At 34.5% G+C, this 14,677-nt stretch carries 12 protein-coding genes; 2 read left to right on the top strand and 10 right to left on the bottom strand.

What is annotated here, in order from left to right; all coding sequences use genetic code 11:
- Window positions 1–46: 46 nt before the first annotated feature.
- From thrB to rpsU, 10 genes are all read right to left on the bottom strand, one after another.
- Window positions 47–985, bottom strand: coding sequence for a homoserine kinase (gene thrB, locus ACGH80_RS07310; RefSeq protein ID WP_065589866.1), 939 nt, complete (start codon window positions 983–985; stop codon window positions 47–49).
- Complete coding sequence (gene thrA, locus ACGH80_RS07305; RefSeq protein WP_174798912.1) at window positions 986–3,442, bottom strand: bifunctional aspartate kinase/homoserine dehydrogenase I; 2,457 nt, start codon at window positions 3,440–3,442, stop codon at window positions 986–988.
- Window positions 3,443–3,781: 339 nt separating this feature from the next.
- Entirely contained in the window at window positions 3,782–4,111 is a 330-nt protein-coding gene (locus ACGH80_RS07300; RefSeq protein WP_034914101.1) for a hypothetical protein, read from the bottom strand.
- A 139-nt stretch (window positions 4,112–4,250) separates the two neighbouring features.
- Window positions 4,251–5,006, bottom strand: a complete 756-nt coding sequence (locus ACGH80_RS07295; protein ID WP_174798911.1) for an SDR family NAD(P)-dependent oxidoreductase — start codon at window positions 5,004–5,006, stop codon at window positions 4,251–4,253.
- Between the two features lie 180 nt (window positions 5,007–5,186).
- On the bottom strand, window positions 5,187–5,639 hold the full coding sequence (gene uspA, locus ACGH80_RS07290) for a universal stress protein UspA (RefSeq protein WP_065589863.1): 453 nt from the start codon (window positions 5,637–5,639) through the stop codon (window positions 5,187–5,189).
- A 65-nt stretch (window positions 5,640–5,704) separates the two neighbouring features.
- A complete protein-coding gene (gene pitA / locus ACGH80_RS07285) occupies window positions 5,705–7,219 on the bottom strand; it encodes an inorganic phosphate transporter PitA (RefSeq protein WP_065589862.1) in 1,515 nt (504 codons plus the stop codon).
- Window positions 7,220–7,289: 70 nt separating this feature from the next.
- The gene (locus ACGH80_RS07280; RefSeq protein ID WP_034914119.1) at window positions 7,290–8,261 is read right to left on the bottom strand and encodes a bile acid:sodium symporter family protein; all 972 of its coding nucleotides are present in this window, start codon (window positions 8,259–8,261) and stop codon (window positions 7,290–7,292) included.
- Window positions 8,262–8,334: 73 nt separating this feature from the next.
- On the bottom strand, window positions 8,335–10,176 hold the full coding sequence (rpoD, locus tag ACGH80_RS07275) for an RNA polymerase sigma factor RpoD (protein WP_238786435.1): 1,842 nt from the start codon (window positions 10,174–10,176) through the stop codon (window positions 8,335–8,337).
- Between the two features lie 80 nt (window positions 10,177–10,256).
- On the bottom strand, window positions 10,257–12,038 hold the full coding sequence (gene dnaG / locus ACGH80_RS07270; RefSeq protein ID WP_174798910.1) for a DNA primase: 1,782 nt from the start codon (window positions 12,036–12,038) through the stop codon (window positions 10,257–10,259).
- A gap of 143 nt (window positions 12,039–12,181) precedes the next feature.
- Complete coding sequence (rpsU, locus tag ACGH80_RS07265) at window positions 12,182–12,397, bottom strand: 30S ribosomal protein S21 (RefSeq protein ID WP_034882800.1); 216 nt, start codon at window positions 12,395–12,397, stop codon at window positions 12,182–12,184.
- Window positions 12,398–12,582: 185 nt separating this feature from the next.
- On the opposite strand from rpsU, the gene hemB reads away from it, so the two are divergent.
- Both hemB and ACGH80_RS07255 read left to right on the top strand, forming a co-directional pair.
- On the top strand, window positions 12,583–13,596 hold the full coding sequence (gene hemB, locus ACGH80_RS07260; RefSeq protein WP_085163724.1) for a porphobilinogen synthase: 1,014 nt from the start codon (window positions 12,583–12,585) through the stop codon (window positions 13,594–13,596).
- Between the two features lie 284 nt (window positions 13,597–13,880).
- Window positions 13,881–14,651 (top strand): transposase, encoded by a 771-nt coding sequence (locus ACGH80_RS07255; protein WP_411630761.1) that lies wholly within the window; start codon window positions 13,881–13,883, stop codon window positions 14,649–14,651.
- Window positions 14,652–14,677: the final 26 nt, after the last annotated feature.

The following is a 14,677-nucleotide window of genomic DNA, read 5'->3' as shown; positions in this document are numbered from 1 at the left end:
TAGTTGGCAATTTTGTTATATTTAACTCTACTTTTTATAGTAAACATTAAATAACTCTTGTTCCTTGAGTATCAATTTTACAAATATGAGTAAAACCTTCATCATTTTGCAAATAATATTTTTTAAGTAATAATTCAATTTGCTGAGCTGTTTCAAGTTTATCTGCAATCACAAATATTGTTGGCCCTGAACCTGAAATACCCGATGACAAAGCACCAAGTTGCTTAACCCGTTTTTGAGTTTCATCAAAATTAGGTAATAATTGTTTACGATAAGGCTCAGCAATATTATCAAAAAGCATTGTGGCAGCCAGCTTAGGTTGTTTGGTATAACAAGCATGCAAAAATCCCCCCACATAGCGACCATGTGCTACACAATCAGACCTTTGATATTGAGCAGGTAAAATTGCACGTGCTTCAGCCGTTGATACCTTTATACCTGGATAAGCCATCACCCAATACCAATCATCAAAATGCGGAATCGACTCACTAATAATACCCATCTCATTAAGAATAAGTTGCATCCCACCTAAATAGCATGGCGCAACATTATCATAATGCACACTGCCCGAAATACGACCTTCAAGTTCTCCCATCATGGATAACATTTCAAATTCATTAAAAGGTTTATCAAAAAACTCATTTAATGCAACCAATGCACCAACTACTGAGCACGCACTTGAACCTAAACCAGAGCCAATTGGCATATTTTTTTCAAGAGTCATACTAACAGGTAAAGTTTTACCCATTGCTTGACAAAATCGCTGCCAACATTGAAATACAATATTATATTTTGGATCACGTGGTAGCTTTTTGACAAATTGACCTTTGCTAGTAAGGGAAAATTCGTTAGCAGATTCAACTGTAATACAGTCACCAAGCATAGCGCCACTAATCGGGCTAATTGCTGCGCCCAATATATCAAAACCAACGCTAATATTAGCCATTGATGCAGGCGCATAAACGGTTAAAGATTTATGACTCATTTAACCTCCGATTTTACCTGATGTTGTACGTAAAATATCAGCAAAAACACCTGCTGCAGTAACATCATTACCAGCACCATAACCACGTAATACAAGAGGAATAGGTTGATAATAACGAGTATAAAAAGCTAAGGCATTTTCGCCATTTTTGACTTTATAAAGAGGATCTTCGCTATCGACAGCTTCAATTCTAACACTGCATTGATGGTTTTCTATGCTACCCACATAACGTAGAACTTTACCTTCTTTTGCTGCTTGTTCAGATTTTGCTTTAAAATGTGCATCTAACTGCGGTAATTTGGCCATGAAATCATCAATGCTACCTTGTGCATATTCAGGAGGTAATACGGATTCGACATTGATTTGATCCAATTCTAATTGTAAACCTGATTCTCTAGCTAAAATAAGTAACTTTCTAGCTACATCGGTTCCAGATAGATCGTCTCGAGGATCCGGTTCAGTAAAACCTTTCTCTTTAGCCAATTTAGTTGCTTCAGACAGTGACATGCCTTCATCAAGTTTACCAAATATAAAAGAAAGCGATCCAGATAGAATTCCCGAAAACTTGATTAACTCATCACCTGCATTAAGTAGATTTTGAAGATTTTCAATTACCGGTAACCCTGCCCCTACATTGGTATCATATTGGAATTTACGCTTACTTTTTGCAGCTTCTTGGCGTAAGCGTAAATAGTAGGCCATTGAGCTGGTATTTGCTTTTTTATTTGGTGTAACGACATGAAAGCCATTAGCTAAAAAATCAGCGTATTTGTCAGATACTTCGCTACTAGAAGTACAATCAACAAGAATCGGATTAAGTAATCGATTAGATTTGGCAAACTCAATAATACTATCTAATGAATATTTAGTATCACTCTGTTTGATTTGATCACGCCAATTACTAAGATCAATACCGTCTCTATTGGTTATGCTGTGTTTAGAGTTAAACAAACCACATACTCGCAAATCAATCTGTTTGTTTTTAAGCCATTTCTGTTGACGTCCAATTTGGTCGACAAGCGCACCACCGACCCCACCAACACCAATAACAAAGACATCAAGCATTTTATCAGTACCAAATAACATCTGATGCGCAACACGAACGCCCATTACAGCAACATCATTATCAACTACAACTGAAATTGAACGTTCAGATGAACCTTGTGCTATAGCAACAATATTAATATTAGCTCTGGCTAATGCTGTAAAGAAATTAGCTGATAAACCTCGTAAGGTACGCATACCATCGCCCACTACAGAGATAATAGCAAGCCTTTCCATCACCTCGATCGGTTCAAGTAATCCATCTTTTAATTCTAAGAAAAATTCATCACTTAAAGCTTCTTCTGCACGATAAAGTTCTGTTTGTGGCACACAAAAACTAATGCTGTATTCAGATGATGATTGAGTAATAAGTACAACTGAAATGCCAGCATAAGACATTGCAGAAAACACACGTGCCGACATACCAACCATACCTTTTAACCCTGGACCTGAAACATTGATCATTGCCATGTTATTTAAATTGGTAATACCTTTTACAGGTGTGGTTGAGTCAACAATATTAGCACCAATTAATGTGCCTGGTGCATCAGGGTTATTTGTATTTTTGATTAAACAAGGAATCTGAAATTGGGCAATAGGTAAAATAGTTCTTGGATGAAGTACTTTTGCTCCAAAATATGAAAGTTCCATCGCCTCTTGATAAGACATTGTTTTTAGTAATTTGGCATCTGGTACAATACGGGGATCACAAGTATAAACTCCATCAACATCGGTCCATATTTCACAGCTATTTGCTCTTAAACAAGCTGCTAATACGGCTGCAGAATAATCAGAACCATTTCGTCCAAGCACAACTAATTCACCTTTTTCATTACCAGCGGTAAAACCGGGCATTAGAATAAAATTGTCTTGTGGAATGTGCATTTCAGCAATTCGATGAGCCGATTCAGGTATATTAACAGTCGATTCTAAATAACCACCTTCTGCAATAAGCATAGCAACAGGATCTATTACCGTGATCGTATGGCCTCTTGCTTTGAGAAGTTCTTGCATAATAGCAATTGATAGCTTTTCTCCACGACAAATAATTGATGCATTGATACTATCAGGACATTGACCGAGTAAACGGATACCTTCAAGTAATTGCTTAACATGCTTTAATTCATTAAGAGCAAAATGCTTCATCTCTTCATAAGCAAAATTAGGGTGAGCTTTTGCAAGACCTGCTAATAGATCTGCAAATATCTTTTCAGCATCATAAATGTTACTTTTGATATCTTGCCCAGCAACCGTTTTTTCAACCATGGCTACTAAATGGTTGGTAATTTTAGCAGGTGCCGATAAAACAGTGGCGGTTTGCTCTTGTTTAGCATTATTTTCAATAATTTCTGCAACTCGCAAAAAGCGTTCTGCGTTAGCAACAGATGTTCCTCCAAATTTTAAAACTTTCATATCACACCTTACTTATTATCTTAGTTTATGCCCATTACTATCTATAATTATAGTTTTTAGAACTTATTTATAATCTTGTAGTCTTATCATGCTAATTCTGTTTTTAATTTTTTTGCACAGGTTAACTACTTTATTTCCATGCAAAATAAAAAACCCGCCTTTAGGGGGCGGGTTTTTTAATATTTATTGAAAAAATCAACCCGCCCTAGATAGCATAATAGTACCTAAGGTGCTAATAATTCCTGTCATACTAACTAAAATTATCATGATTTTCCCTAAAAAATATTTAATTAAACTAAAAAACAAAACAGCCCAACATTTTCATGTCAGGCTGTAATTTTAAAAAACCTTTTTGCTATTTTCGTATTCATTAACAACTTTATTCAATGCTTGATATATGCACTTTTCATCTTGTTTTTTTAATGCTTCATCTAAAATATTAAGATACGATAACATTAGCTTTTGATTATCTTCGGCAAATTGCGGCGATACTTCTTGATCTTCATATAACATAACATACGTACGAGCAAATCCAAAAATCAAAAAATAAACCGATGCATTTTTTGGATCTTCTTGAATTAATGCTCTCATTGCCTTTCTTAACTTTACATAACTATCAGTACCAGGCAAACTTGTCGCAAATGTTTTCGTTACTTCAGAAAATGTCATTGCCATAAACCTCAATCAAAATCACAAGAAGAAAGAATAACAACCCATTAGCATAAGTGCAAGTCTATTTTGTTTGCCAAACAAATTTTTTTAATTTCTACTAAAAATCAACAGAAGAAAAATTAATAAAAAAGGGATATTATTTGGCCTCTTTACAAATAGACAATCCTGCCGATGCTTGTGCAACAGGCATTATTTCAATTGAGTTAACATTAAAATGATTTGGTGTATTAATTAACCAAGAGACAGTATTGGCTATATCTTCAGGAGTAATAAATTCAACACCCTGATAAACCTGTGCGGCTTTCTGGTTATCGCCATGAAAGCGAACATTTGAAAACTCTGTACCACCACATAATCCCGGTTCGATATTAGTAACTCTAACCTTTTTCCCTAATAAATCGGTACGCAAATTAGCACTAAATTGTTTAACAAAAGCTTTAGATGCACCATAAACATTTCCGCCTTTATAAGCATAAGTACCAGCCACAGATCCAAGATTAATAATATAACCAAAATTGCGCTCAACCATTTCTGGTAATATTTGTCGAGTTAGATTTACTAGCCCAATAATATTAGTTTCAATCATTGTTTCCCAATCGTTATAATCTGCTTCATAAGCAGGTTCTAAACCTAATGCTAGACCTGCATTATTTATTAAAATATCTATGGGCTTAAATTCATTTGGTAATTGCAATAAAATAGTATTTACTGCATCTTTTTTAGTTATATCTAATGGTAATGAAAAGAAATTAGCACCTAATTCATCTGCAAGGTTTTGTAATTTATCTGCACGTCTAGCTAAGCCTACAACTTTATAACCATCTGCTATAAGTTTACGGCAAATAGCTTGCCCAAAACCAGAGGATGCACCACTAACCAAAGCTATATTCATATTAAATCCCCTTATAAACTAAGTTAAAATTGGAGTATATTTCGATAAACGACTATATGCATAAACAAAAAGTAGTACATAAAAATATACTGAAACACATAGTTACCTGAAAGTTTTTTACAAAAAACTATCTAATATCTATAAAAAACCCGCTAATTAAGCGGGTTGATATTTAATACTTCATTTAGCAGGTTCTTCTGCTGGTTCTTCATCTTTTAGCGGAACAATCAAGGTATCAATATGTGTATTATTGATAAGTTGACGAGCAGAAGACATCAACTTACTCCAAAAATCCTGATGATGACCACACACGACAAGGTCAGCGCCATATTCATGAATTGCTTCGATTAATACTTGGTCAAATTCACCATTCCCAGAAAGAGTATGAGCTATAGGATATCCCGCATCATTGGCTAGTTTATTTAATGCAATATGCGCATCTTCAGTAATTCGGTCTTTCATATCATTCATATTAATATCAACTAAACCAGTATAAAGATCCGAATAATTAATACCAACATGAATCAAAGATATTTGAGCATTATAAGGCCTAGCCATAGAAACTGCTTTTTCGACAAGAACTTCACTTTCAGGTGATAAATCTACTGCAACTAATATGTGTTTATAAGCCATGATACATTACTCCTTCCAATTTAACGGTCAGATAAAACTACAAAATTGATACTCTCTTTTTACTACTAAATCAATTTTTGAGCAAGCCAAAAAAGTGACCCAGATAACAAAATTGAAATTGGAAGTGTTAAAATCCAAGTTAATGCAATATTTTTAATGGTCTTACTTTGAACGCCACCACCATCAACAATCATTGTACCTGCCACAGATGAAGAAAGAACTTGAGTTGTTGAAACAGGCATACCAGTATAACTTGCAATCCCAATTGATAAAGCCGTAGTGATTTGTGCCGACACGCCCTGTGCGTAAGTCATCCCTTTTTTACCAATTTTTTCACCAATAGTAATAGCTACACGACGCCATCCTATCATTGTTCCAATTGCTAGTGCTGAAGCTACCGAAATAATGATCCAAATCGGCGCATATTCAACAGTTTTAAGTAAATCGTTATTCAAAGATTTCAGATATTGTTTTTCCTCTGCTGTTACATTAGCTTGTTTAGCAACATGCGAAACAGTATCCGATAAACATAATAATATGCGTCTAGCTTGTGAACGTTGTTCAACAGTGAGTGATTCATAATTATTCATTTTATTAAATAAATTATGAGCAATACCCAGTGTGATAAATGAATGTGAATAGTCACAATGATACTTATTCAAATCGCCTTCTGGAATACTTGTGTCTAATGCAGGTTGTTTACCTATTATCGTAGTTAGATCATCATTGTGAGTAACAAAGTACTCCTGAATATTATCAATAGCATTACGAGTGTTAGTAATATCATAGGTAGACGCATTCATATTAACAATAAAGCCAGCAGGAGCGATACCCATCAATACCAACATTAATAAACCAATACCTTTTTGTCCATCATTAGCACCATGAGAAAAACTCACACCTGCAGCAGAAATAATAAGCATTATTCGGATCCAAAAAGGTGGCTTTTTCTTACCATAAAGTTTTTCTCGCTGCTCTGGAGTCATAAAGATGCGTTCTCTTTTTTTACTACTCTTTTTACTTTGCCCTTTACGTGTCCAATACTTACGCAGACAAAAAATCATTAACCCAGCAATAACAAGACCAACTATTGGTGAAACAATCAAGGATAAAAAGATTTGAATCATCTTAGGAATATTAAGCGCATCAATAATTGATGTATCCATAACCAATGCATTTGCAAGTGCTACGCCAATAATAGAACCAATTAAAGTATGTGAACTTGATGCAGGAATACCAACAAACCAAGTACCTAAATTCCAAATGATTGCTGCAAATAAAATAGAAAATACCATAGCAAGCCCATGAGTAGAGCTTACATTAAGTAATAAATCAGTTGGTAACAAATGCACAATGGCATAAGCCACACTAAGCCCACCAAGTAGTACGCCAAAGAAATTAAATACTCCGGCCATAAAAACGGCAAGTTGTTCTTTCAATGCCCTTGTATAAATAACAGTGGCAACAGCATTAGCAGTATCATGAAATCCATTAATAGCCTCATAAAAGAGTACAAAAAGTAAAGCTAAGACTAATAATATAATGGTTGAAAATTCTAAATCAGCAAATAGATGAAACATAATATATCTTTCTGTTGTTAATTAGCGCCACTATTATCCTTGAGAATAAGCTAATGAGCAAAACAATTTTTTACATTTTTCGTTTAGCATAACGTGCAGCCAAAAAAGCACAAATCATTAATTGGATTTGATGAAAGATCATTAAAGGTAGGATCAAAATACCCATCATCGACATGGGGAAGATAACACTTGCCATTGGAATACCACTTGCTAGGCTCTTTTTTGAACCACAAAATACAATTGTGATTTCATCTTGTTTGCTAAAACCAAAAAATCTTGCACTATAAGTGGTAATAAATAAAACTATAACTAACAGAATAATTGAGAAAAATATAATATTTAACAAAGATAAAAAACCGACTTGCGACCATATACCATTAACAACTGCATCACTAAACGCGACATAAACCACTAATAAAATCGACAAACGATCTGTTTTAGAAATAATATTTTTATACTTATCTACCCATTGACCAATAAAACGTCTAGATAAATGCCCGACAACGAAAGGCAACATCAGTTTCAGCATAATAGAGGTAATGGCATCAATTATGTTCATTGATGCCGAGGTTTGAGTATGTATTAACAATCCAACTAAAAGCGGGGTAATAAACACCCCCAATAACGTTGATGCTGAGGCACTGCAAATAGCTGCTGCCACATTACCTTTAGCTATTGAAGTAAATGCTATTGCAGACTGCACTGTTGCTGGTAAAACACAAAGATAAACAAAACCTAAATAAATATCATGTGATAAAAAAGTGGGCACTAATAACTGCATCATCATGCCTAAAACTGGGAATATTACAAATGTAGTTGTAAATATTAACAAATGTAATCGCCAATTTTTTATACCAGAGACAATTGCTTGAAAAGAAAGTTTTGCGCCATGCATAAAAAATAGCAAGCCAATAGCAAAAGTTGTAAGGTATTCAAAAACCGTTTTAGCCTGTCCTTCACAAGGAAAAAAGCTAGCTGTAATCACAACACAAATTAGAATCAATAAGAATGAATCAATCTTAACACGTTGAAATATATTCATGATTTTTAATATCTTTGATTAACAAGAATAAAAAAATCGCCACAAAAGTGGCGATATACAAGAAAGATAAAATTTATTCTAAGAAACTACGAAGCACATCAGATCGACTTGGATGACGTAATTTTCTCAGCGCCTTAGCCTCAATTTGACGAATACGTTCACGAGTTACATCAAATTGCTTACCAACTTCTTCTAGCGTATGATCTGTATTCATATCAATACCAAATCGCATACGTAACACTTTCGCTTCTCTAGGCGTTAATCCTGATAAAATATCGCGAGTTGCGCTACGTAAACTCTCAGAAGTCGCCGCATCTAGCGGTTGCTCAAGAGCTGTATCTTCAATAAAATCACCTAAATGCGAATCTTCGTCATCACCAACTGGTGTTTCCATCGAAATTGGCTCTTTAGCAATTTTAAGCACTTTACGAATTTTATCTTCAGGCATTTGCATGCGTTCAGATAACTCTTCAGGTGTTGGTTCACGACCGATTTCCTGTAACATTTGACGAGAAATACGATTTAACTTATTAATTGTTTCAATCATATGTACCGGAATACGAATTGTCCTTGCTTGGTCAGCTATAGAACGAGTAATCGCTTGTCTTATCCACCAAGTTGCATAAGTTGAGAATTTATAACCACGACGATATTCAAATTTATCAACTGCTTTCATCAAGCCAATATTACCTTCTTGGATAAGATCTAAGAATTGTAATCCTCGGTTGGTGTATTTTTTCGCAATAGAAATAACTAGTCGTAAGTTAGCTTCTACCATTTCTTTCTTAGCTCGACGTGCTTTAGCTTCGCCAATAGACATACGTCGATTAATATCTTTGATTTGCTCAATAGAAAGACTTGTTTCAGTTTCAATTTGTTGTAACAAATCAACTTGCGCAGCAATTTGAGTTTCAAAATCTTTTAAATTAGCCGCAAACGCACCTTTCGATGTTAAAGCTTTCTTAAACCAATCCATGTTATTTTCGTTGCCGGTAAAATAAGTCATAAACAGTTTTTTCGGCATTTTGCATTTTTCAACACAAATCCTCATAATAACACGTTCATGAGTTCTAACACGCTCCATCATGCTTCTCATGTTATTAACAAGAATATCAAACTGCTTAGCAACTAAACGGAATTGTTTAAATATTTCTGATAGATTTTCAATCTCTTTTTGTGCTTTTTTATGAGCACGGCCATATTTTTTAATAGCGTCAGACGTTTTATCATGTTGCTCTTTTAATTCGGCAAATTTAGCTTTAGCAACTTCGGGATCGATAGAAACATCATCATCAGTTGATGCCTCGTTTTCATCATCCTCACTATCATCATCGCTATCATCGATTTCAATTTCGGTTTCACTAACGTCTAAATCTTCAGGTAACTCTTCAACAACTTCTTCAGCATTTGGATCAACAAAACCTGTAATTAAATCAGATAAACGAACTTGTCCACTTTCGATTAAATTATATTGCTCTAAAAGATAAGTTATAGCTTCTGGATATTCGGATACCGAAGTTTGAACTTGATTAATACCATCTTCAATACGCTTAGCAATATCGATTTCGCCTTCACGCGTTAACAGTTCAACCGCTCCCATTTCACGCATATACATACGAACAGGATCAGTTGTTCTACCAATTTCTGACTCAACATTAGATAATACTAATGCTGTTGCAGCTTCAACAGCTTCTTCATCAGGGACATTATCTGAAAGTAATAACTCATCAGAATCAGGGGCTTCTTCAAGAACTTGAATCCCCATATCATTAATCATTTGGATAATATCTTCAATCTGATCTGAATCAATAATCTCTTCAGGCAAGTGATCGTTGACATCAGCATAGGTCAGGTATCCTAGCTCCTTACCTCGAATGATTAGGAGTTTTAACTGTGATTGAGAATTTTGCTCCATAAAGGTATCCATTTTAGTTATTTGGTCATTTATATTATGCATGTAGAACAATATCTGGAATCTACACGTACTCTATATATTTAGTCTTTTTTTGATAAAACAAGTATTAAAGTCGCCAATTCTTTTTTCTCTGCGGTGCTTAAGCCGGAGACTCTCTCTTTTGCGATTAGTTCATCTTGCCTTTGGGCGAGTATATTATCATATAACTCTTTTAAAGTATGTGAAAAAATTGAGCCTATTTCGCCATCTTGATAATGACACTCCCAGGTGGATAAACGATTCAACTGCTTATAAAACGGTCTATCCATACACTCTATTAATATTTGTGCAGTAGTTATATTGGGATAACGTTGACATAGTTCAAGTAATTCAACAAAAATCTCGATCCCGGCCATTTTAACCTGGCGAATCACATTTATATCAGAAACTTGCTCAGCAAGATTAGGATATTGAAGTAATAAACCAATTAAAACTCGCATCGTTGTTAATTTCATTTGTGATGTAGGCGCTTTTTCATTTGCCTTTTCATCACGTTGGGAACGATTTTCTTGAATTAATTGTTCTAATTGAGATACATCAAGTAAACCTAAATAATTACCGAGCTTCTGCAGTAAATTTAATCTAAAGGCTTTTGCCTTAATTTGATCAAGTAGCGGTAAAGCTAGCGAACTCAATTTTGCTTTTCCTTCAGCCGTTTTTAAATCAACCTGTTTCAAAAGTTCATCAAATAAAAATTTCGACAAATTTGAAGATTCATTTAAATATTTTTCAAAATTATCCTTACCGACTTTACGCACAAAACTATCAGGATCTTCATCTTGAGGTAAAAAAGCAAAAGTTATTTTCTTACCATCGATTAAGCAAGGTAATAAAACATTAAGTGCCCGCCAAGCAGCGCTTCGTCCAGCATTATCGCCGTCATAACAAAATATTACCGAATCTGTTGCTCTAAATAATAATTTAATATGCTCCTCTGATGTAGCCGTACCTAAAGCAGCAACAGCATAATCAATGCCATATTGAGCAAGCGAAACCACATCCATATAGCCTTCAACCACCATCAGTTGCTGAGGATTACGATTGACTTCTAGCGTTTCATAAAGTCCGTAAAGTTGAAAGCCTTTATGAAAAATGGGGGTTTCTGGTGAATTAATATATTTTGCAGAATCATTAATGATAGTTCGTCCACCAAACGCGATAACATTGCCTTGTCTATCGCGAATAGGAAACATGATTCTTCCACGAAAACGGTCATATTGATTACCCCTATCGTGGCTGACTTGCATGCCGGCTTGTTCATAAAGTGCTTCTTCAGCTTTTGTTTTAACCACACTTTGTGAAGTTAAACGCCACTCATTAGGCGCAAAACCAATTCTATACCGTGCTATAATTTCTGCATTGAGTCCCCGTTGCCCAAGATATTTTTGAGCATCAGTAGATGTAGATAATGCTAATTGTTGCTGATAAAAATCAGTGATTTTGCCCATCAAAGTATATAGATCTCGACGTACATTTCTAGATTCAATGTGCTTTGATTGATCAATTTGATTTTTATCGTTATCAATATAAGGGACACGAATCCCTTGCAAGCTAGCTAACTCCTCAATAGCTTCAGGAAAAGATAACCGCTCATATTGCATTAGAAAATTAACAACAGATCCTGATGCGCCACATCCAAAACAATAAAAGATCTGTTTTTTTTCATTAAGAGAAAACGAAGCTGTTTTTTCATCATGAAAAGGGCAACAACCAAAATAATTATTCCCCTTTTTTTTCATTTTAACGCGTTTACCAATCACATCAAGAATGTTAGTTCGAGCAGTTAAATCCAAGATGAAATCGCGAGGAATAAGACCTTTCATGATAAAACTTTAACCAGTTATGGTGTTATAAAAAGACAACAAGCCGTATCAAAATACGGCTTGTTAGAATTCTTTATATCAAAAAGATAATAAATTGATTTTTAATATCAATTTTAGTTTTCAGTATAAATAATCTTAAAATATTAATATAAGCGAGTACGACGAGCGTTTTCTCTTTCTAATTTTTTAGCATGGCGTTTAACAGCTGCTGCTTTAGCTCGTTTACGAATAGTAGTTGGTTTTTCGTAAAATTCACGATTACGAACTTCAGCTAAAACTCCTGCTTTTTCACAAGAACGTTTGAAACGACGTAACGCTACATCGAAAGGTTCATTTTCACGTACTTTAATTACTGGCATGTGCCTCTCACCTCAAATTTGTTTAATATCACAAGGGATTAAAATTAGTGCGCAATTTTACCCTCAATCGATATATGTTGTAAAGTAAAAAATAGAATTATTACAAGATAACAAATTAATTTGCTAATCAGCATATAGAGTCAGATAATAAATCAAATCTAATTGAGAATAAACAGGAGTATTTCATGCCATCATTAATTACTGGTCAATATCCAAAGCGCCGCCTACGCCGTAATCGTGCCCATGACTTTAGTCGTCGTATGGTTGCAGAACATAGTTTGACGGCCAACGATCTAATTTATCCGGTTTTTATTGTTGAAGGAAATAATATTACTGAATCAATTACCTCGATGCCAAACGTTAATCGAATGAGTATTGACGTATTGTTAAAAGAAGCGGAACAAGTAGCTAAATTAGGAATTCCTGTTCTTTCACTATTTCCCGCTATTGAACCATCAAAAAAAACCTCATTAGCACAAGAAGCATATAACGAAAATGGGTTAGTACCAAAAGCTGTTCGAGCATTAAAAAAAGAAATTCCAGAGCTCGGTGTATTAACTGATGTCGCACTTGATCCATATACCACGCATGGACAAGATGGCATTATTGATGAACAAGGGTATGTACAAAATGATATCTCTGTTGAAACGCTTGTTAAACAAGCATTAATGCAAGCTCAAGCAGGTGTGGATATTATCGCACCAAGTGACATGATGGATGGACGCATTGGAGCAATACGTAACGAACTCGAAAAGCACGGTTTTTTTAACACACAAATTATGGCTTATTCCGCAAAGTACGCATCAAGTTTTTATGGACCTTTTCGTGATGCTGTCGGCTCTGCGAAAAATATTAAAGGTGGTAATAAAAAAACTTATCAACTCGATCCTGCTAATAGTAATGAAGCATTACAAGAAATCTATCAAGATTTAAGTGAAGGTGCAGATATGGTCATGGTTAAACCTGGTATGCCTTATCTTGATATCGTTCGAAGAGTTAAAGACACCTTTGCTGTCCCAACTTTTGCTTATCAAGTTTCTGGCGAATATGCTATGTTAACAGCGGCAATTCAAAATGGTTGGTTAGATGAAAAATCAGCAATTATGGAATCTTTACTTTGCTTTAAACGTGCTGGTGCCGATGGAATATTAACCTATTTTGCCAAACAAGTAGCCGAATGGTTGCATCAACAAAAATAATATTTTTTGAAATACTGCTCTTTTCAAATTGGAAGGAGCATTTAATTACCTATCTAGTATCTCATATTCATCAAATCACATTATTAATCATATTATTTAATAGCACTTTTACACTTCTTTTTAATTCACCAGTATAAGAAATTTATAGATAAACATTAATTATCATATTTATACTTGGACAATTATTTTACTTTACTAGAAAATGTAAAAAAGTTTCAGGAAAGCTATATGTTTATGTAAAAATCTGATAATATTTACGGGGATAAGTGATAAGGGAATAAAAAATGATTTATGAACTCGTACCAAACGAATTACATGATGAATTTAAAGCTTTTCATCATGACCTAGAAGAAATAACATCGCAACATGTGCAATCTTGTCCCTTCTGTAAAAAAACTGAATTCTATATAATTCGTTCAAAACCTAATAAAACATATCGTTGTAAAGACTGTCATAAATATTTTACCGTTTCAACCAATACTCCTTTCTATCGTTTAATGCCCTATAATTGGTTAGAGTTTATTTTTACCAACCGAATAAATAAAATGGGCTATAAAGAAATTGCGGACCGACTCGAAACATCGCTCGAAAAAGTTATACGACGAGATCGAGCTATTATTAACTATCTTCAAAGCTATTATCCATCATTACATAACTGGTATACACATCAAAAACAAACAAAACTAATGCCATCTTTAGCGGAACAATACAATACCATTAAAGCTAAAGTAACTGCCTTATTGAATGAACAAAATCCAACTTGTAAACACTGTGGATCTAACGAAACAACCAAAATTGGTTCTCGCACTTGCTATCGCTGCAAACGGTGTCGACATAGCTTTAGTCTTTTAAGCAACACTAGTTTAAACCGTATACCCAAACCTGAATTATGGTTACAATTCATTGAGTTACTTGTTTCTGGGGCTAATAACTCACAAATAGGAAAAGCTTTAAATTTACACAATGATACAGTACGTAAATGGCGCTCTGCTTGGTACTATATGATGAAAGATTGGCAATGTGAAGCACTTGCAGTATGGTGCAAAAATAAATAAGAAAACAGGATAAAAGGAAAATAGAA

This window comes from Gilliamella sp. BG1, assembly GCF_046635625.1.
In the GTDB taxonomy this organism is placed as follows: Bacteria; Pseudomonadota; Gammaproteobacteria; order Enterobacterales; family Orbaceae; genus Gilliamella; species Gilliamella bombi.
The sequence above is the reverse complement of the archived record's forward strand: the minus strand, read 5'-3'. Positions and strand labels throughout refer to the sequence as shown.